Origin of the sequence: Paenibacillus sp. FSL H3-0469, from assembly GCF_038051945.1 — a bacterium.
Classification (GTDB): domain Bacteria; phylum Bacillota; class Bacilli; order Paenibacillales; family Paenibacillaceae; genus Paenibacillus_AQ.
Window position 1 is genome coordinate 2,368,168 of sequence record NZ_CP150302.1, and the last position, 21,186, is coordinate 2,389,353.

The following is a 21,186-nucleotide window of genomic DNA, read 5'->3' on the forward strand; positions in this document are numbered from 1 at the left end:
GGAGCTGTAACGAAGAGCAGGTTATAATCTTTATGGCAGATGAATAATGAACGGAACGGCACTTGTTGTCCATGTACGGAACGGCTCAAGTTGAACGATATTTTTTCCGGTATTCTCCCGGCGTCATATTCTCCATCTTACGGAAATACCGGATATAGTTCTGTGCATTCTGATAGCCAATTTTGGCTGCAATCTCAGCAATCTTCATCTCGGTCTCCAGCAGCCAGCACTTCGACTGGTTCAACCGGTAAAGGGATAAATACTCACTAAAGTTTGCACCCGTCTCTTTACGGAATACGGTCTTCAGATAGTTCGGGTGGTAGTTAAGCCGGGCCGCGCAGACCTCCAGAGTCAATTCGGTCATAAATTCATTATGAATAATATCTTTCATCTGACCAGAAATATTCTGGTTGCGGGCCTCCCATTTCTTCCCCAGCACGAGCACCATGGGCTCCATCACACACTTCATGAACCAATCCTCAGTCTCCTGCAGCGTCTTCATCCGGAAGAGCTGTTCAAACAGCTCTTGCTCATTATCTGTAGGTACAGGGAAGGCTTCCCCCGTATTCTGAACCTCCCTTACGAGGTTAGCCAGCAGACGGAATAACATCATCTGATATTCGCGGTGAAGGATATTTTGCCGGAGCATGGTGGTCAGGAATTCATGCAGCAGTTGCCCGGCTTTGTTCAGATCAGGGAATAGCAGCGCTTCAATTAACTGCTTCTCAAGCCATTCCGGATAGATAATATGCGCCCGGCTGTCCGGCAACACATCCTCAACATGAAGAATGGATTCCTCTCCAAACCGGATTCTATATTTCAAGGCTTCAAGGCTTTCATTATACGCTTGAGCCGCTCTTGTTAATTTCGAATGGAGGCGGCTGATTCCGAGGCTTACTTGCAGCCCCAGGATTTCTTTTACCGTAGATTGAATCGCCTCCGCCCATATGTACATCTCATGCTTGGCGGCATCCGTGTCCTCATGCTGTGTGCCCACGAGCGTAATCTGCTTGCCTTGGTGCACTACAGGCTCAAGTCTTATCGATGAAGGGATAATCTCGGCTGCAATATTGGATACGGCGAACATGAGCAGATCCCGGTCCTTATCCTGAAATCTGGTTTCATTAAAGGTGTCAATTTGTACGGTTATCACACCATACGGACCCAAATCCTGCGTGCTGTAGTAATGCTTCACTTGCTCCTCTATCACCCGGTTTCCCAATTCGCCAAGGATAAGCTTGCGGACAAACAGCTCTTTGAGCTGCTTCTGCTGGCCTTGCATCTTATCCAAAAGCTGTAGCTGTGACGACTTAAGCGACTGGATCCGTTCCCCGATCAGCTTAAGCTCATCCCTCTGCGTTACGGGCTTAAGATTATCCCCTTCAATGGCCGCCTCAAATATACTGCGGATCGGTGAATATATCCGGCGGGAGCCCATAAATGACAATGCAAATAACAGGACAAGCATGACCGTGCCAATCGTTAGCGTATACCAGCCGATGGCCCGCGACTCTGCCGTAATCTGCTCTATGGAGAAGAGCGAGATATAGGTCCAATCGTTGAATGTAGACTTCCTGTAGGTCATCCCCACTGCTCCGGTCGAAGCATTGTCCAGTTCCACATAGCCCTCCCTCAAATCCGAAAGGCCAGCCCGCTGCGTCAGCTCCCGGATCGTTTGTTCCGGAAAAGGAATCCCTGACACATCCGTAAGGGGACGCAGTGCCGCATCGATAATAAAGGTATAGCCATTTCCGCTGCCTGGAAGCAGCTTCTGTAAGGTGGAGGCCGGTATAATCGCTTCCAGCAGGCCATCAGGATTTTCTTCTATATTAAGCGGCAGCTTCTTGACAATCCTTACATTATCGCCCGATTCATCCGTAATCCAGAAGGCAGATCCCGGCAGCTGCGCCATTTGGTTGGGCATACTCAGCTCAGCCGCTGTTGGTGCTCCAGTATAGCCGCTGTTATCCAGTATCCAGTTCCCCCGGAGGCTGGTTAGCCGGACATCCCGGATCCCCATCTCGTAAGATTGAAGCCTCCGCAAGCCTTGTGCCATATCATTAATAAGCGGATAATCCATCGGGACGAGCTCTGTACGCAAGGCTTGCGTGAGATTGGTGCTGCTAATGAACTGGATCATAGAGCTATTAATGATTTGCAGTAACTGTTCCACCTTGAGCTCGGTTTGAGCCATAACCTGAATATTCCCTTGGATGACCTTATCCTGAATAATCGCCCTAGCTTTCCCGTACGATAACATTCCCAGAAAAATCACCGGTAGAGTAACAAGCACCATGCTGAACAGCAGCAATTTACGTAAGTATTTCGAATGTCGCATGACAAGCCCTCACTCGCCTCATGGATTATTGGTCATCCCCATTATTAAAGCGCATTCATAAAAACCGGGAATAGCATTCAGGCACAGACCGTTCCACAGCCCGGGTATAGATAGTTATTAGGTTAGACGTAATCACAGTTCCTGTCGATAATCATTAGAGCAGATAAATGGCGAATCAAAGCCATTCCAGAAATTCAAGACGATTCCCAAATGGTTCGTTGATATAGAAACGCCTAACGCCTTCATCCGCCCTTGCTTCATCATCCGTAACTTGAATATGATGCTGCAACAGATGCTCACGCAACTCATTCAAGGGCTGCACATGAAATGCCGGATGCGCTTTGGTAGCGGGAACAAAATCCCGCTGCACCCCGATATGTACCTGATGCTTCCCGCATTGGAACCATACCCCGCCCCGCTTTTGCAGCAGCTCGGGTTTGGGGATCTCCGCCCAGCCTAACAACCCATTGAAGAATCTCCGGGCCTCAGCTTCACAACCCTCAGGGGCTGCCAGTTGTACATGATCCAGACCATAATAATTGTAAGTCATCCATCTTCCCCCTTGATAGTTTCATCTGATGAAACTTGATTTCATAATATAATTATATATTATAGTAATTCACAATATAAATCCATAACATAACCCCTCAAAGTGATGACTCAGGTACTTTGCGGGGACCCCAAAACATATATATTGGTGGAACAAAATGCCTGCGGCATTGCCGTTGTAGTCGGTTTTTCGACCTTATCCCGCCCACGCACCTCTGCCTCACCGAATGTAGTCGGTTTTTCGACCTTATCCCACCCACGCGCCTCTGCCGCACCGAATGTAGTCGGTTTTTCGACCTTATCCCGCCCACGCGCCTCTGCCGCACCGAATGTAGTCGGTTTTTCGACCTTATCCGGCCAATACGCCTCTGTCGTGCCAAATGTAGTCGGTTTTTCGACCTTATCCGGCCCATGCGCCTCTGCCGCACCGAATGTAGTCGGTTTTTCGACCTTATCCGGCCCAAGCACCTCTGCCGTACCGAATGTAGTCGGTTTTTCGACCTTATCCGGCCCAAAAGACCTCTTGCTGTCCATGTGTTCGATGAAATCAGCGAAGTCATTCCTTATCCATAAAAAACAGCCCGCCAAAAGCGGACTGCTCTAAACTCTTATAATAGCTTTAATTTAAATCTTATACAACGTAACCTCATAGTCTGCAAAAACCTTCCCGATCATCTCCTCCACTACACTCCACTCCCCGTTCGCCAGTCCGCAGCCAATGTTATACGGGAGCGCCACAGACAGACCCTTGGCCTGTGCTTCAGTCTTCAGTGTGGTTAATGCTCGCTCCAGCGCAGCATAATCCGTATACCGGGTTTTGCTCCTTCCATAGTTAAGCTGGCCGAACAGATTCGCCGTGTACTTCTCACCCGTCTGCACCAGCTGGCAGTGCCCAAGCAGCCCGTCAGGCGTGTGCTGGTCACAGTATTTTTTATACTCAGGATATAAGTTCGGATAACGATCCCGCAGGATCTTCGCAATCCCCGACCCCATCACTCCCTGACAATTCACCTGATGTCCCAGTATATCTTCACTGGCTTCCATCATATCTCCATTCACTAACCGGATGCTCATAATTCTCTCCTTGTTGTTACGACTTGGGTGTTTGGTTACCTTTTAAAATCCCATAATGTCTCGGAGCTTGTCCGCTGTCTCCAGCACAAAGTTATCTACTTCCGCTTCCTTCATATAAACAGGTTCATATTCTATAGACACTTCTGTGTTGCAATAAAAGTGAATGATATTCTGTATTTGTTTAAAGGTCTGGCCTTTAGGAAAGAACGGTAAGTATTCGGGATATTGCTGAATATGTTGCACATCGCTCCAAAACACATGATCGCCATGCAGCTTCAAATATTTGAAGTCCAGCCAGTACCAGTCCCGCTTCACCAGCTGATTGTACTCGGGAGTACCTTTTACCGCTTGATGTACTGGCTCCTCCTGCTTGCTCTTGGTTAACTTAATCCATTCGACATCCGTTATAAGATGACAGTAATACCCCCAATAATAGGAACCTGCATTAGAAGTAGGCTGAACATCCTTCAATGCATACTGCTCCCGGAACAGCTCTGGCTGAATCCCCTGTCCATCCTTAAAGTGGGTAACACTCTTAGGTATACGTTGAAATGGACCAAGACTCCCCTCACCATCAACGATCCCGCAGTCAGGGCCAATATTCCCTACCAAAAAGTCTACCTTGGATACCGGAACCCCCGCCTTCATCAATGCTTCAGCTATTCTAAAATGAGTAACCCATGTAGCCATATAGCATTCCTCCTGAGACTAACTATACTCTTATAATACACATTTCACCTACACATACCACTTCCGCTGCGCCTCATACATCGTCCGATACTCGCCCGCCGTGCTCATGAGCTCCTCATGCGTGCCATCCTGCACGATCCTTCCATCCTTCATCACGATAATTCGATCCGCGAGCTTCACAGAGCCTAGTCTATGCGAGACAAGGATTGCGGTTTTATCCCGGCACAGGGCGGCGAAGTCGTTGTACAGACGGGTCTCCTCCAAGGGATCGATGGCCGCCGTAGGCTCATCCAAGATCATATAATCACTGTCGCGGAACAATCCGCGCGCAATCGCTACACGCTGCCACTGACCGCCGGATAGATCCGTGCCGCCGAACTCACGCCCCAGCATCGTATCCAGCCCGTCCTTATACACCTCACCAGATACAAGCACCCCGGCCTCCACACACACCGATACTACTGCGGCATCCTCTGCTGGTTTGGAATATTGGCTGATCCGCACATTCTCCCGGATGGTCTCATTATACTTGCGATAATGTTGAAAAACAGCCGACGTTCGCTCATAGCCAGTCTGCGAAGCCTCCACGTTCCCGTACCACACTTCCCCTTCCGTGGGCGGGTATAATCCCATAATGATACGGCACAGCGTGGTCTTCCCGCTTCCATTCTCGCCTACAATCGCCAGCGTCTGCTTGTCCGGAATGGTCAGGTTAATCTCCTCCACCGCATTTCGGATCGCCAGCGGATAGCGGAACCGGACAGCTTTTAGCTCAATATCACTGTCTGCAGGTCTTGGCAGGTTGTGGGTCCTCTGAACAGGTTCATCGATGAAATCCAGGAAATTCTCAGTAGACCCGATATTCTCTGTAGCCCAGGCGATTCTCTCGGTAATCAGCTTGTTCATGAACCGGTATAGACTGCCAATCGAAGCCAGCACCGCCGCAAAAGCTCCAATCGATATCTCCTGCCTCATCACAGCCACAAACAGCATATACACGATCAGGCCGTACCCAATCACCGTCACTACATTCAGTATGAGCTGAACGAGGTGTTTGCGGAGCTGCGTCCGAAGTACGATAGCGTTCAACCCTTGCAGGGCAGAGGTATACAGATTATCGAAAAATGCAGTAGCCCCCAGCAACCGGGTCTCTGAGAGATACGCCTTGTCCGTCAAGCACCGCTCATAATACTCAGCTTCCCGCCGGATCGGGGCAGATGCCGCTTCCAGATTCTTGAATGCTGACATCATCACCCCTTGGGATAGCATAACCGGGACGAATACGGCGACAATACTTAGCGCAAGCACCGGCTTGAGCGTGAACAGATACCACCCGATGAACACGAAATAAGTCGTATAGTAGAACAGAATGTCCAGTAAGGTCGTCCCGATCCAGATCAGCTTGCCGCTCCCGTTCACAGCCTTATCGATATAATCCAGCCGCTTCGTGTCCTCGAATTCAGAGACCTGTAACGAATCTACTCTCTTAAAAATCATCAGGTTCAGGTGCTTGCCCACGCTTAGCCCGTAAATCTCCTCATAACAGTTCCCGAGTCCGTCCATGACATGATAGAACAGATACATAAGCGCCAGGATGCACAAGGAAAGGAGAATCGCCTTGAAGTCTATTCGGTCTGTAGCATAGGCAGCAGCCGCATCCAGAAATCTCTGCATAAATAACACCTGCAGCACCCAGGAGACCGCCTGGAGCAAGGCAATGCCGATGTACGTGTAAGACATCCCGGGATTCACCTGGAATAAAAGCCGCAGGCATTTGGTCCCGTTCCTCAGGAATCCCTTCCCCTGTAGTCTACCCATGCTGCACCATACTCTCTGCTTCATACCACGACTTTTGGCTGGCGAACATCCTACCGTAAATCCCGTCCGGGATTGCCAGCAATTGCTCATGGGAGCCCTGCTCTGCAATCCGCCCGCTACGCACCACCAGGATCTCATCCGAGATTCTCGCAGCGCCCAGCCTGTGGGTGATGAAGATAGTGAACCGGTCTGCGCGGATGCTGCTAAACATCTCATATAGCCTACTCTCTTCGATGGGGTCCAGGGCAGCCGTAGGCTCGTCCATAATATGGATGGCAGAGTCAGAGTACAACAGTCTGGCTATCGCCAGCCTTTGCCACTGCCCGCCGGAGAGGTCCTGGCTGTTCTCTTGGATTTTGCCGGCATATGTATCGAGACCCGCTTCCAGACCCCGGACCATCCCGTCCAGATTCATCTTGCTTAAGCTCTGACGGATTCGCTCTTCATCCAGCTTCAGGATATTCCCCAGCCGGACATTCTCCCGGATCGTCAGCGCGTACCTGGCGTAATTCTGGAAGACCACTGCGATGATGCTTTTCAGCTCCGGGTAGCTGTACTCCCGCAGGTTCCTATTATTAATGAAGATTTCGCCCTCATAGTTATCGTACAGCCCGGTGAGCAGTTTGATCAGGGTGGACTTACCGGCCCCGTTCTCTCCGACAATAGCATAGCTCTTCCCGCTAACCATGGTGAACGAGCATTGATTCAATATGTATCTCTCCGTATCCGGGTAGCGGAAGCTCACCTGCCTGAATTCCAGCGAATCAAAGACGAAGCCGCCCAACTCCACAGGCAGAGCAGCAGCATCCTTCTTCTCACTGAGTCCGGCAAAAGCAGAGAAGTCCTTCAGATACGCCTTCATCCGCGCATGCTCCTGCATCGTCTCGGCTAACTGCCAGGACATCCTCTGCACGAGACTGAAGATCGCGGCCACCAGCGAAATGTAGAGTCCTATCGTTAGCTCGCCCAAGTGCAACGCAGGCAGCAGCAAGGCCACTATGAGGATGCCGATCAGCAGGGCGATGATCGAGCCGCTTTTCAGATAAAAGAAGCTTCGGATCTGTATCTTCTTCTCCACCGCGTACGTCTGATCATACAGCTTACCGTACCGCTCCCGGAGCGCCGGACTATATCCGAACAACGTGCGTTCCTCCGCATTCTCCCGGCTGGTCAGGATATGGGCCAGATCTGCGCTCCTCCTCCGTATCCGCTCCGCTTCCATCCCCAGCACATAATTCGCCTTGCCCGTCTTCATGGCGATGTAGAACAAAGGCACCGCAACCAGCACAATCACAATTCCCGTAATGAACGTGGATGACATCACAATCACCAGCAGCGAAGCGGTCCCAATCAGCAGATTCAATCCGCTCATCAGATTGTTGAACCCGCCCATGAAATGACCCACCGGATCTCCGCACACCCTATGGATTAACTCCGCAGTCTCTTTATTCTCAATATGCTGATACGCAAGCCGCGACCGCTTGAGCACCATCTCCCGCTTCAGCCGCACATTCAGCCGGTTGCGCCCCGTCAGCTCTATGAGCTGCATCAGGCTGGGAAGCAGATGAGTGACGATCACATAAACCATAATCAGCGCTAGCGGCCTATAGATTAACGAATACTCCGCCCGGCCATTCACAATATGGGTCGCCGTATTAATGAAATAAGCCATCACCAGCGTCTGATAAGCAGGCATCAGAGCATCCACCAGCATATACCCCATCGCCGCCATCGTCTGCACCGGAATCACCCGAAGCGGAATCCTGATCAGATCGAATACTGTATATTTTCTTGAAGTAAGCATGTAATCTCCTTGTTAGCTTGAATTATAAGCACACCTCAATTCATAGTATCATTTCCACCCGGGAGGAATAACCTGTCAGATTATAGGGGTTGGGTGAAAATAAAAATGACTGTGCCGGAATGGGCAGCAGTCATTTTATATAGTAGTGTTGTTAGTCTTATACGGTACAAACTCATAAACAACTTATTTCAAGCTCTGCCGGCGATAGTCCTGGAGTGACCGCAGTGACCTTAATCGTTCCGGAGACGGCTCCGGCCCGGATATAGGCCAGCAGCTTGCCGTGATGGGTACTTCGGGTATGGGAACGGTAAGACTCCAGATCCTGCACATTTCCATTCTCTAGTCCCAGCAATTTACCTGCTCCCTCTACGGTCACCGTGACAGGAACCTCCGCGCCATAGACCCCAATGCCCGCCGAATCCATGATTTCGAGCTCCACATGGACGATATCCCGCAGGTTGGCCCGCAACTGCAGGGTATCGGCTGTCAGCCTTAGCTGCTCCGGCGCCGCCGCCGTGTGCAGCTCCCGCTTGACCGTTCGGCCCTGTTCGTCTGTCCCGGTTAAGAGCAGCGTTCCCGGTTCAAAGTTCACCTCCCAACTCAGCAGCAGCTCCCCGCTCTCATCCGGACGTCCTCCCCCCAGCAGCTTGCCATTAAGGTACAGTTCCGCAGCCGCCAGATTGGTATACCCGTCAACGATCAACCGCTCGCCCGGCTCCCAGTTCCAGCTTGGCCCGCCGCCTGACCGGCCACCGGTGTCAGACATTCCTGGTTCACCTGCCCTGCGGACCGCGAGATAAGCCATCGGCATATCACTCCACAGGCTCTGGCGATAGTAATAGCTTGGTTTCGGGAAACCGGCAAGATCCATGAACCCTGCCTGCGCGGCCCGGATCGGCCAGCCATGCGCTTCTCCCAGATAGTCGATTCCAGTCCATATAAACTGTGCGCAGATATCGGGATGATCGCGGACCGCCAGCCACTCCTGCAGTCCCGGAGAATTCTCGCTGCCGTAGAGCACACGATTTGGATAAGAGCTCCGATCCTTTTCATATAAAGATTCCCTGTAATTATAGCCGACCACATCGAGCGTATCGGAATAACCGATCAGATTCGCTAGTTCCGGATAAGCGAGTGCCGCCGTTACTGGCCGTGTCTTGTCACATGCCTTCACAGCCTCCACCAGTTTACTTGCTATGACAGCAAGACGCTCAGCATTCGGCTTATTCGGATCATATACACGTTCTGCAGCAGGCTTGTTGGCATCATTGTTGCCCGTCATCGTCTGGAAGGAGGGATGGCAGTAAGGATCATTAGGATAGTCTACCTCATTGCCAATACTCCATAGAATAATAGAAGGATGATTTCGGTCGCGCAGCACCATCTCCTGAATATCCGCAATGCCCCAGTCCGGGAAATCCTCATAATAGCCGAAGTGCTTGGGAGGATATACATTATGTCCGGTAGACCACTTGTTCTTGACACCCTCCCATTCATCAAAAGCTTCGTCCATCACCATAAATCCCATTTGATCGCACAAATCCAGGAGAATTGGAGCAGGCGGATTATGGCTCATGCGGATGGCATTGCAGCCCATTTCCTTAAGGTAGCGCAGCCGCCTGCCCCAGACATCGCCAGGAACGGCAGCGCCGAGGCAACCGGCGTCATGATGCACACAGACTCCCTTGATCTTAAGAGCCTCTCCATTCAGCTTGAACCCTTCTGCCGGATCGAAATGAATACTCCGGAGGCCGACGGGAGTGCGGACCTCATCCACCGTTGCACCTTTCCAGATAATTTCTGTAAGAAGTGTGTACATGTGGGGGGCTTCCGGCGACCAGAGCTTCGGTTCCTTCACTTGAATGACCTGTTGACTGCATTCCGCAGCGCCCGCCGCCGGCAGCAGCTCAAATGAGGTTCCTGAATCCATGCCCTCCTCATCCAAAAGAGTATGACGTACACCAATCTCAGCCGGTTCTCCTGTTTCGTTCAACATCTGGGTCTCTACCTGCAGCTCCGCCCATTCCCGGCCAATGTCAGCTGTCGAGGCAAAAACACCGTACTGCGCAACATGAATGTCATCCGTAAAGGTCAGATAGACATCACGGTAGATCCCTGAACCGGTGTACCAGCGGGAGTCTGCTGTCTCCGCATGGTTCACCTTTACCGCAATGGTATTCCCGGCTCCGCCATACGCCAGCAGATCCGTGATTTCATAAGTGAACGTGCTATAACCATAAGGACGTTTGCCTAAATAATAGCTGTTTACCCAGACCTGTGAATGGTTGTAGACGCCCTCAAAGGTAAGGTACGCACGTTTCCCCTCCAGCCGGTCCGGCAACACAATATGCTTGCGGTACCAGCCGGTTCCGCCGGGCAGATATCCGCTGCCGCTGGAATAATCCCTGGAAAAATCAGCCTCGATGGCCCAGTCATGCGGAAGTGTGACTCCACGCCAATCTTTGTCGTCATATCCCTTGTACCATGCTTCGGGTACATCCCCGCAATTGAAACACCACTCGGCATTAAGCCATATCTTGCTTCTGGACTCGTTCATGCACTTCTCCTTTATTCGGGCCTAAGATTTTCCTTTAGTTTGAATTTTTTAGTTCAATCTATATCGCCGTTTATTTCGCAGCTTCCATTTTTTGCTTGAACGCATCCAGCTGCTTCTGCAATTCAGCCTTGACTTTATCGTATCCGGCAGTCTTGATTTTGGCTCTGAACTCCTCCACTGCTTTGGCAGGATCACTTACCTTCCCGAAGTTGATAGCCGGTCCAAGCTCCCCGGCCACCTGCGAGATCGCAGTCAATTCACTCTCTACAGGCGTTTTGTCAAAGACAAACTGGCCGTAAGGATACGGAATTTTGATTTTGTCGTATTCATCATAGAGTGTGCCGATTTCACTCCACACCGTTTCGCTCGGGATTTCGAATTTATCCACTCGTCCGCCCCAGAAATCTGCATAAAAGCTGTCAGAAGCTTCGTTGTAGTTGGCCGGCAGTGTTCTTTTTCCATCCTTAATCTCGTATTGCACGCCTTCGATACCATAGTTGATCAGGTGATAGATTTCCTCGTTGTTGCGGATCAAATCATACGCCATCAGCGCCCGCTCCGGATTTTTGCTATGCGCGCCCAAGGAGGTACCTCCGTGTGTAATTGACAGCTCCATGAGATTCTTACCGCCGGTCCGGTTGAACGGGAACATCTGCAGCTCGGAGCCTGGTTCTGCTTTGTCCATCTCTACACGCAGCGTGGAGAAGGTTTGGGTGTGATGCTGGTCCAGACCGGATAACCCGGCTTTGAGAGCTATACGGTTGTCATTTTTGTTATTGAGCGCATCCTCGCGCCAGAATCCTTTATCGGCCCATTCTTTCATCAGCTTGGCATAATTCAGGAAGAGATCGCTGAAGATGGGCTCAGCTACAGTATATTTCTCATCGTTCGATTGCGCTGTAAATACTGGCATGTAGCCTGTAGAGATCGGGAGGTCCAGGTTATCCGTATAGGACTGAATATAGCCGCCCCATGTCACCGCACCGGAAGCCATATCCCATGGAATAACATCCGGCTTGTTGTCTTTGATATATTGCAGATACTGGCCGATTTCTTCCCAATTCTTGATCGGTTCGCCCAGCCCAGCCTCCTTCGCCCAGTCGCCGCGGTAGAAGAATCCATGATTGACCCATTGCGTGTAATCGTTCTCAGGAATCAGCACAATTTTGCCGTTGTAGCGGCTCTCGTTCCAATCCTCCTCCGGTACGGATTTCCAGGTTTCCGGTGCATACCTCGGCAGCAGCTCATCCAGATTCATGAAGGCACCCCGCTGCGCATTGGCCCAGGTATCCAGCCAATCCGTGCCGATGGTGATCAAATCAACCGCCTCCCCGGAGGCCAGCAGCAGGTTATATTTGGTCTGCCAATCGGCCCATTCGACCCATTTCCATTCCAGCTCGGCATTGATTTTTTCCTTCATAATTTCATTGACCTTGGCCAGCACCTTTTCGAATTGCCCATTCTTCGGCTTATCGCCCAGGACCACATAACTGACCTTTACGAACTTGGAGGTGTCCGGCGCCGAGCTGTCTTGCTTTCCATTGTCATTCGTCGTCTTAGCCCCATTGTTAGCCGCATTATTCCCGCCGCCGCAGGCGGCCAGTGTAAACAGTAAGAGGAACGTCAACAACATGCATGATGCTTTTTTGATCCCCATTCTTGTACAACCTCCCTGTATTTAATGTACTCTATGTGAGAAGGCATGATGGCCTTGGCACATCGTTGCAGTAGAATTGAAGGGTCTGGAAGATCAGCCCTTTACGGCCCCTACGGTGATACCCTTAATAAAGTAGCGCTGTACGAACGGGTAGAACAAAATGACAGGGCCCGTGGCCACTACGGCTGTCGCCATCTTCATGGACTCAAGTGGCACATCGCGAAGCTGCACATTCGAGGAGGCAGCGGAATTGCGGACAAAATCGGCGCTGGTGATCACGTTATACAGAAACAGCTGCAAGGTGCGGTATTTCATATCCGGCGACAGAAACAGCATGGAGTTATACCATTCGTTCCAGTAACCCAAGGCGATGAACAGCCCGATGGTGGCCAGGGCGGGCGTGGTCATCGGCAGAATCAGCCGGAGGAAAATTCTAAAATCACCCGCTCCGTCGATCTTCGCCGATTCGGTAATAGCATGAGGAATAGAGCGGACGAAGCTTTTCATCATAATGATCAAGAACGGACTTAGCAGACCAGGAAGCAGAACCGCCAGATAGTTATCTTTTAAATGAAGATACTGGGTGATGAGCAGGTAGAACGGCACCAGACCTCCAGAGAACAGTGTAGTGAAGTAGATGAAGAAAGAAATTTTGTTGCGGTACATGAAGTCCGGCCGCTGCAGCGCATATCCCGTCATAGCCACCAGCAGGAGGCCAACCGCCGTACCTACGATAGTCATAACAATCGTTACTATATAGGATCCGATGATCAGATCGGGATTCTCAAATACAATTTTATAAGCGAACAGACTGAATTCTTTGGGCCAGAAGTTGAAGCCGGAGAGCTTAATGGCCGATTCGGAGGTGAAGGAGGTCCCCAGCACCAGCAAGAACGGCAACAGGCAGCAGAGGGCAAAGAAGCCGATAAACAGATATCCAATCCACCGAACGACAAGTCCGCTGGCGTCGGTTTTTTTGTGTGCGCTTACAAAAGTCTCATCCATGGGCAAGTCCTCCTAAAAAAGTGAATTGTCAGGCGATACCTTTTTGACCAGCCAGTTCGCAGATAATACAACGATGAATCCGAACAAGGATTGATACAGGCTGACCGCACTGCCCATCGAGAAGTTGAAGTTGGTCATCAGCGAGCGGAACACATAGGTCTCGATAATATCCGTAGAGGCGTATAACGCTGTGTTGTTAGCCCCCACCAGATTGAAGAATAATCCGAAGTTCCCCTTAAGAATTCCGCCCAGCGAGAACAGCAGCAGAATGATGAAGGTCGGTTTGAGCCAAGGCAGTACGATATACCGGATACGCTGAAAAGCATTGGCTCCGTCGATCTCCGAAGCCTCCACAATCTCACTGTCCAGCCCCATAATGGCGGCAAAATACACAATGGAGCCATATCCGGTGCTCTGCCATAAATACGTGATAACAATGATAAACGGCCACGCCCCCGGACTAGAGTAAGCCTTCACCGGATCCAGTCCCAAGGAGTGCAGGACCGAGTTCAAAATGCCATAATCATAACTCAGAATGTTGTAGGCGATGAGGCCGATCAGAACGGCGGATACGAAATACGGCAGGAACATCATGGTCTGGGATACTTTCTTGAACCATTTGGACCGCATCTCGTTCAGCAGCACAGCGACCGTAATCTGAAGCATGTTGCCGAGGAGGATAAACGCGATGTTATAAGCGATGGTATTGAACGTCAGGCGCCACAGGTCACCCGTCATGACAAGGAACCGGAAATTCTCCAGCCCGGCAAAGGCGCTTCCGAAGATGCCGTCAGAATAGTTGTACTTGATAAACGCCAGATACAGCCCAGGCATAGGCATATAGGAAAAGATAAGAAAAAACGCTACAGCCGGAAAGCACATCAGCAGCAATGTCTTGTTGTTCTTAAAACGTTTCCAGCGGCCGCGCTTGGGTTCGGTATACCTCTTCTCTGTCAATTGGGCAGGTGAAGCAGTGGACATAAGACCCCTCCTTAATTGATTAGATAGCAGCTACCGGCTGTAAAATTTATGAAACCCATTTCACAAGAAAATAAAAAAATGAAACCTGTTATTCATCCTGTCTCTCTTCTTCTCGCAAATTTCCCAGGGAGTTTCCTTGTTCATTCAGCAAGTAATCGGATTATAGGTGAAATGGGTTTCATTAAAAAATAAAATGTAAGGGCTTTCTTCAACAGAATAAGCCCTCGTTATTTCAAAGTCAACTATTAATTTATGTTCACGGATCAATTATTTACGGGGAGGTGCTGTCGTCTGGCGTACCCTTAGCTCGGGAATAACCGAATGTAAACGGGACACCTGTTTGCCGGCGATTAGCTTATGCAGCATGTCTGCCGCCAGACGGCCTATCTCGCTGGCCATCAGCGAAACCGTAGTCAGCTCAGGAATGCTGAAGGACGCAAACGGAATATCATCATAACCGACGATGGACAATTCCGCCGGCACGGCAAGTCCCGCCCGGTCAGCCGCTTTCAGTGCGCCGATGGCCACCAGGTCGTTCATACACATGATCGCTGTCGGCCGGTCCGGCAACTTCAACACCTGCTCTGCAAACTTAAAGCCCATGTTGACAGAGAATCCCCCTTGGACCATCCATTCCTTGCGGACCTCCAGACCGTTGTTTCGCATGGCCGTCCGGAATCCCTGAAGCCGCTGCTGCGTATTGGACATATGCAAGAAACCGCCAATGACGGCGATATCCCGGTGTCCAAGATCGATTAAATGCTGTGCAGCCAGCTCCGCTCCCAGCCTCTGGTCGACCGCCACCCGGTGAATCTTCGTGTTGGGCAGATTCCCGTTAATCATCAGCACCGGAACACGTTTGGCCGCTTCCTCTACCTCCCGTACCAGCGCCGCATCCGGCTTGGACAAATCCAGCCTGCCGCCAATCATCACAATGCCATCGACCTGCTTCTCCATCAATATCCCCAGATACTGTGATTCCCGCGCATACTGGAGGTCAGTCTCCTCATCTGAAGAGACGGTATCGCACAAAAAACAGGTGTAGCCCAGTTTTCTCGTCTCCCGGTCAAAGCTGGCCAGCACCTCCGGAAAAAACGGGTTGGTGATATCCGGCAGGATGAACCCGATCATCCCGGTTTCTTTGCGGATCAGGCTTCGCGCAAGCGCGTTGGGCTGGAACTGGTGCTTGTCGATCAGCGCAGTAATCCGCTCCCTCGTTTCTTTTTTGACGGGGGCGGTATTATTAAGCACTCTGGATACGGTGGCAACCGAGACGTTGGCTTCCCTGGCGATATCATATACGGTAACGGGTTTCATTCTGTTCCCTCTCTTCGCCCATCGGCAATAACTGGCTTTGGCTTCATCTTATCGTCTAGCTCTGTATTAGTAAACCATTTATTCCTATTCCGCTCCGGGGCTGGGAAAAGCGTATGCAATGTTACTCGCCACTTTCAATGTTGGCTTCACAATAATGTAATGGGTTTCATTGATAAAAAACTGCCGGGAACCTCCCGACAGCCTAAATACTTTCATATTCACTCCCCTCCTCCATCTTACAGCGTAGAATAATAGATAAGATTGAGGCTGTTATACACGATATGCACCACGACTCCCGGCCAGATGGAGCCTGTCTTGCGGAACAGGTATGCTACCAGAACGCCGACCATGAATGCATCTAACAGGATAACGGTGAATCCATGAACCACGCCGAAGATTGCAGCGCTGCCTACGATTCCGGCCCATGGGCCATAACGGTTCAGGGCATTGGCAATGACGCCGCGGAATACAAATTCCTCGCTTAGCGGCGTTAGGATGGCCCCGGTGATAAGCAGAATAAACATGGAGAGCGGACCGCCTTGCGCTGCTGTCTGGAAGTCCGCCTGGGTGTTGATCTCGGTAATAAAGTGATAATAGATTCCTTCGATAACAAAACATCCCCCGAATGCAGCAATACCGATGACGACCGCCACCAGCAGCCATTTCCGTTCCGTCATCCGAAATCCGAAAGCACGTAAATTGCGAATCCGCAGGGCGTAGGCTGCGAACAAAGCTATAAAGCCAATCAGACCATTGCCCGCACCACCGATATTAATCCGCAAGATGGCTTGCTCATCAGGAATTTGAAGCATCCAGACCCCAAGGATTACGACGCCGATCATATAGAGGGACAGTGCAGTTAGGATCTCCGGCCAGCCGGGCCGGGTGTGAGGTTGTTCAGACAGAGATGGACTGCTCATTGCCATTCCCCCGATCGTGACCTTTTTTACTCATGCTATTTTCCTCCTATTCTTCTCATCGAAGCTCAAATTTACTGCTTAGACCTATCCTACCAACCCCAACAGAACAGAACTTAAACGAACCGCTGAATTTTCGCTGAATTTGGTGCCCGCTGTTTAGGTTCTGTTAAGATAAATATGCTATTTTGAACAAGGGTGACAAAATGCCAATTCTATCCGATATTAAAATCGCTATCATCGACGACGAACCTTCAATCATCACCATGCTGCAAATGGTGCTTCGCCGCGAAGGTTTTCAACAACTGTATGGGGCTTCCACTTGTGCTGAAGCTATCAGCCTGGTGCAACGCGTGGTCCCCGATATTGTCCTGCTTGACATTATGCTTCCTGACGGCAGCGGACTGGAGCTCTGCTCCAAGATCCGCGAATACGGGAATCCTTATATCCTGTTCCTGACAGCCAAGGCCACTGATCTCGATATCCTAAAAGGCTTTGCCATGGGCGGGGATGATTATATCACCAAGCCCTTCAACCCTCTGGAGGTAGCCGCAAGAATTCAAGCGCGTATACGCCGGTTGGAGCCGGAAGCTCTGGCGTCTGCTGCTGCGAAGGTTCCCGATGAGGGAATTTACCGGTTCGGCCGCTTCACCCTCAACGAGGCGGAGGGCGAGCTGACCGTAGAGGGACAACCCGTTCCTTGCCCTGCACAGGTCTTCCAGTTATTACTGCACTTCTGCCGGCATCCCGGAATTGTTTTCTCCAAAACCCAGCTCTATGACAAGGTCTGGGGCATCAACGGCCAGGGCGATGATTCGACCGTGATGGTGCATATCCGCCGCATCCGGGAGCGGATCGAACTCGATCCCGGCGATCCGAAGCTGCTGCTTACAGTACGCGGTCTCGGCTACAAGCTGGTGAAGGAGCCGGAGGAACGATGAAAATCCAGCAACGTATGGCCTTCCACTTCACGTATCAGTTGATTTTCTATGCGCTGGCGATTGTGACCATTGCCTTGGCTGCCTGCATCATGTTCTTCCAGAACATGACCAGCAATGAGATCCGACGGAACTTTCCGGTTGGCGTCCTGGAGCAGATTGCCCAAGAAGCCCAGTACAAAGACGGGAAGCTTCATATCTTCTCCCAGTGGAACAAGCTTATCGAGGAGAAAGGGATGTGGCTGCAGGTGGTAAATGCAGAAGGAGAGGTCGTCTACAGCATTAACACAGCACCCTATCCTGCACTGCCTGCCTCCTACTCCACCGCTCATTTGCTCGATATTCAAGAGACACGGAGACTGGGGTCTTATGCTGTGCAGACGCAACTGAATTTCTCGTTCCAGGACCCGCTGCTATATGTGCTCGGCTATCCAACTCCTGATCTTGACCAGCTCACGGCTTGGTTCAACGCTTATGGACAGAAAGGCTTGGTGAGGAGTGAGGCGGTTCCCCTCTTGGAACAGCAGCTTCGGGAGACTGGCAGTTATCTGCAAGTGATCGATTCTAAGAGTAACACTGTACAAGGCATTGGCGATCAAACGTATGTAGACAAGGCATACCGGCCGCTCGACATTCTGGCCATCCAGCAGTCTCCGGACAACTATGACGCGGGTATTGTGGCCCACCGGGACGAGCCGAGCAGGATGACCTGGATCGTCTATACGCCCCATGCAGCGGGACTCCCTCTGAAGCATCCTGTATTGGAAAATGTAACGCCGAGACTCATCTGGATTGCAGTACTGATCCTGATTCTCGCGCTGTCGATCTCCATCTGGCATGGCTACCGCTACGGGCGGCCCCTGATTCTGTTCGCAGGCTGGTTTGAACGCATGGGCCAAGGACAATATGACGAGGTGCTAACTGCCAAGGACAAGCGCAAAGTATTCCGCCGCAATGGCACCATGCGAACCCGCAACAGACTCTATCAGGAAGTCATTCAGGCCTTCTATCAGATGACTCATCAATTGGCTCAGATCGAGCGGGACCGCAAGAGGCTGGAGAAGGAGCAAGCGGAGTGGATGTCAGGGATCTCCCATGATCTGCGCACCCCTCTAGCCACGATTCAAGGCTACGGGTATATGCTGGAGAAGCTGCCTGAGCAATGGAGCCAAGAGGAAATGCGGATCATGGGTGCGACCATCCGGGAAAAAGGGGAATATATGCTGGAGCTGATCTCCGACTTCTCCCTGATCCATCAGCTCAAGCAGAGCGATTCCATCATGGTCCGGCGGGAGCTCGATCTGGCAGAATTGGTGCGCTGCTCCGTATTGAAGTACGTCAACGATGCCACCATGTCTGAGTATCTGTTTCACTACGCCGGGGAAGAGGATTCCCTGCTCATACAGGCAGATGTAACCTGGTTACAGCGGCTGATGGACAATCTGCTGTCCAATGCAGTCAAGCATAATCCGCCCGGCACCACCATTACCGTCACTCTTGCCCGAGTCCACGACAAAGCTTGCATACGGGTACTCGATAATGGAAAAGGGATGGACGAGGAGACACTGCATCATCTGTTCAACCGCTATTACCGGGGAACCAATACCGAGGAATCCACCGACGGCTCCGGGCTCGGCATGAGCATCGCCAAGACCATCGTGGAAGCACACGGCGGGGAAATTAAGGTTCAATCGACAATCGGGCAGGGTACGGAGTTTGAGATTATTTTGCCGTGCTAAGTAAACAAGGGTCCCAGTTCTAATGAACTGGAGCCCTTGTTCCCGTTAAGGTTGAATACTAACCTTTGTCGCGTACCACTTCCCGGATTTCAATTTCAGCGTTAACTGAACAGGTTCTCTGAATCCAAAATCATCATCATCATATTTCTGAGTCACATATACTTTTGAACCTGCGAAGTAATGCAGCGGTAATACAAAACCGATATGATGAGAGCTCGAATGGTACTCAAAGCCATCAGATGTCAGCCCACGTTCAACAGGATTAATTTTGCTGTATACCGAAGGACTCATATAATTCATATCAGCGTCCTTCCTCATAGCTTCTTCTAATATGATCTTGGTATCATGCGATATCCATGCCCCAAACGCGATGTAGGCAATAATAAATAGAAGAATGAATGAAAGGAGTACGATTCTCTTTTTCATGGGTACCTCCTTTTAAAAACCATATTTCCATCGCTCTGTAGAGTATACTACGTGGATTTAACAGCTTACATCTTTTATTGTTGAACACAAAGTATTCTATCGATGAAGGAGATGAGCAAGTGGAAAGTATCCTAGAGAGCCTGTACCACGGCAACTTGCATCCCGATGAAAATGTCATACCCGATGACCCTCAGTACTCTATTTTAAGAAAAAGAACATCTGAGATCATAGAGGTTTGGAAGGGACGGCTTTCAGCAGAGCAATTCGACGAATTAGAAGCACTGTTAGACTTGTATGGTCAAACTCATGGCATGGAGTTGGCGGCTAGTTTTAAGTATGGCTTTCGCCTGGGGGCGGGGATTGTGGTAGAGGTTTTGATCGGGGAGGAGGGGCTTGCTGGTCGGTTGAGTGCATTTCCAGACAAAGCTAAGAGTAGTTAACAGGATATTGGCCGCCAGAATCCGACGCATTTAAAGTCAGATTTCCATTATAAATCCATCCCTGTTTCCTCACACTTTTATACTCATTTCAATCCTGCTTCTCCTTATCAGATCTATGATCTAGCAAAAAATCCAGCCACAGAACATGACTGGATTTTTATTTTATTGTAATTGATTAATTAATGTGGGCCTTTGGTTGCTACGGGCCACCAATCCGCATCACTTACAACTGTCATTGTAATGTTCCCTTTATAGGATGCTCCTGGACCTCCAATAGAACCAGGCGTAAGTCTGTGACCTACATGAACACCTCTAGGAATTCTATACATACCGTTATCTTCAATGTAAGCGTGTATATCTGCCCCACCTTTGGTGTTATGGTCGGAATCAATATGTGTGTTAAAATCCACTACTACTGTACCATCTGGAGCTTTCAGATCTTCCCCATAGTTTTTTCCACCAGTGCCTGGATCACGATGGAAATCCCAACTTGCAGTTGCTTCGTGAAGCTTACTTTGATCAAAATCAGATTTATCCGGGAAGCCTGGAACTTTATCACTCACTTCAATCAACCTCCTTATTAGTTAAATGCAAATGTAGTATTTATTTTAAAATGTGAATTTATTCACATTAACTGATGAGTTATTTCAAAAAAAGCAAATTAACGGACAGACAGCCCGCTTTTCTTGCAAGAAAGCTAATCTAACGTGACAATCTGTCATAATACCTTGCCTGACTTTATCCAGATATATAATTTCTATTGTTTAGCCGGTTCTCATCCTCATGACCAATCTTCCCAAAAATTCAAAATGAACATTCGTTTGTTTTTAACTCAAACGAATGTTCTCTAATTAATCCTGATTATATGCGTTAACTCCCATAATTATGTACTTTTAATGTCTTCAATCTATATATCCCAAATATAAGAATTAATGT

Annotated in this window: 18 protein-coding genes; 3 read left to right on the top strand and 15 right to left on the bottom strand. The window is 50.1% G+C overall.

The genetic code is table 11. The features are described 5' to 3' along the window. Positions 1-85: 85 nt before the first annotated feature. From NSS83_RS10250 to NSS83_RS10310, 13 genes are all read right to left on the bottom strand, one after another. Positions 86-2,338, bottom strand: a complete 2,253-nt coding sequence (locus NSS83_RS10250) for a helix-turn-helix domain-containing protein (RefSeq protein WP_341184544.1) — start codon at positions 2,336-2,338, stop codon at positions 86-88. 175 nt (positions 2,339-2,513) lie between these two features. Then, entirely contained in the window at positions 2,514-2,888 is a 375-nt protein-coding gene (locus NSS83_RS10255; RefSeq protein ID WP_341348184.1) for a glyoxalase, read from the bottom strand. A 110-nt stretch (positions 2,889-2,998) separates the two neighbouring features. After that, a complete protein-coding gene (locus NSS83_RS10260; protein ID WP_341348185.1) occupies positions 2,999-3,421 on the bottom strand; it encodes a hypothetical protein in 423 nt (140 codons plus the stop codon). Positions 3,422-3,511: 90 nt separating this feature from the next. Beyond that, positions 3,512-3,961: a macro domain-containing protein gene (locus NSS83_RS10265; RefSeq protein WP_341184541.1), complete on the bottom strand. Its 450-nt coding sequence runs from the start codon at positions 3,959-3,961 to the stop codon at positions 3,512-3,514. Between the two features lie 42 nt (positions 3,962-4,003). Continuing rightward, positions 4,004-4,651 (bottom strand): hypothetical protein, encoded by a 648-nt coding sequence (locus NSS83_RS10270; RefSeq protein ID WP_341348186.1) that lies wholly within the window; start codon positions 4,649-4,651, stop codon positions 4,004-4,006. Positions 4,652-4,699: 48 nt separating this feature from the next. Then, a complete protein-coding gene (locus NSS83_RS10275; protein ID WP_341348187.1) occupies positions 4,700-6,391 on the bottom strand; it encodes an ABC transporter ATP-binding protein in 1,692 nt (563 codons plus the stop codon). A gap of 70 nt (positions 6,392-6,461) precedes the next feature. Continuing rightward, positions 6,462-8,273, bottom strand: coding sequence for an ABC transporter ATP-binding protein (locus tag NSS83_RS10280; RefSeq protein WP_341348188.1), 1,812 nt, complete (start codon positions 8,271-8,273; stop codon positions 6,462-6,464). Positions 8,274-8,445: 172 nt separating this feature from the next. After that, the gene (locus tag NSS83_RS10285; RefSeq protein WP_341348189.1) at positions 8,446-10,830 is read right to left on the bottom strand and encodes a glycoside hydrolase family 2 TIM barrel-domain containing protein; all 2,385 of its coding nucleotides are present in this window, start codon (positions 10,828-10,830) and stop codon (positions 8,446-8,448) included. Positions 10,831-10,900: 70 nt separating this feature from the next. Beyond that, positions 10,901-12,487 carry a DUF3502 domain-containing protein gene (locus NSS83_RS10290; protein WP_341348190.1) on the bottom strand — a complete coding sequence of 529 codons (1,587 nt, stop codon included), beginning with the start codon at positions 12,485-12,487 and terminating at the stop codon, positions 10,901-10,903. A 93-nt stretch (positions 12,488-12,580) separates the two neighbouring features. After that, positions 12,581-13,492 carry a carbohydrate ABC transporter permease gene (locus tag NSS83_RS10295; RefSeq protein WP_341184537.1) on the bottom strand — a complete coding sequence of 304 codons (912 nt, stop codon included), beginning with the start codon at positions 13,490-13,492 and terminating at the stop codon, positions 12,581-12,583. Between the two features lie 12 nt (positions 13,493-13,504). Next, positions 13,505-14,374: an ABC transporter permease subunit gene (locus NSS83_RS10300; RefSeq protein WP_341185237.1), complete on the bottom strand. Its 870-nt coding sequence runs from the start codon at positions 14,372-14,374 to the stop codon at positions 13,505-13,507. Between the two features lie 366 nt (positions 14,375-14,740). Further along, positions 14,741-15,790 (bottom strand): LacI family DNA-binding transcriptional regulator, encoded by a 1,050-nt coding sequence (locus NSS83_RS10305; RefSeq protein WP_341348191.1) that lies wholly within the window; start codon positions 15,788-15,790, stop codon positions 14,741-14,743. A gap of 236 nt (positions 15,791-16,026) precedes the next feature. Further along, positions 16,027-16,710, bottom strand: a complete 684-nt coding sequence (locus NSS83_RS10310; protein ID WP_341348192.1) for a type II CAAX endopeptidase family protein — start codon at positions 16,708-16,710, stop codon at positions 16,027-16,029. Between the two features lie 203 nt (positions 16,711-16,913). Between NSS83_RS10310 and NSS83_RS10315 the strand changes: the two genes are divergently transcribed. After that, positions 16,914-17,648: a response regulator transcription factor gene (locus tag NSS83_RS10315; RefSeq protein WP_341348193.1), complete on the top strand. Its 735-nt coding sequence runs from the start codon at positions 16,914-16,916 to the stop codon at positions 17,646-17,648. After that, positions 17,645-19,384: a HAMP domain-containing sensor histidine kinase gene (locus tag NSS83_RS10320; RefSeq protein ID WP_341348194.1), complete on the top strand. Its 1,740-nt coding sequence runs from the start codon at positions 17,645-17,647 to the stop codon at positions 19,382-19,384. The genes NSS83_RS10315 and NSS83_RS10320 overlap by 4 nt, the downstream gene beginning before the upstream one ends. A 45-nt stretch (positions 19,385-19,429) precedes the next feature. On the opposite strand, the gene NSS83_RS10325 is transcribed toward NSS83_RS10320, so the two are convergent. Then, positions 19,430-19,810, bottom strand: a complete 381-nt coding sequence (locus NSS83_RS10325; protein WP_341348195.1) for a hypothetical protein — start codon at positions 19,808-19,810, stop codon at positions 19,430-19,432. Positions 19,811-19,929: 119 nt separating this feature from the next. On the opposite strand from NSS83_RS10325, the gene NSS83_RS10330 reads away from it, so the two are divergent. Beyond that, positions 19,930-20,250, top strand: coding sequence for a DUF6809 family protein (locus tag NSS83_RS10330; protein WP_341348196.1), 321 nt, complete (start codon positions 19,930-19,932; stop codon positions 20,248-20,250). A 179-nt stretch (positions 20,251-20,429) separates the two neighbouring features. Here NSS83_RS10330 and NSS83_RS10335 read toward each other — a convergent pair whose 3' ends face one another. After that, the gene (locus NSS83_RS10335; RefSeq protein ID WP_341184530.1) at positions 20,430-20,813 is read right to left on the bottom strand and encodes a hypothetical protein; all 384 of its coding nucleotides are present in this window, start codon (positions 20,811-20,813) and stop codon (positions 20,430-20,432) included. Between the last annotated feature and the right edge of the window lie 373 nt (positions 20,814-21,186).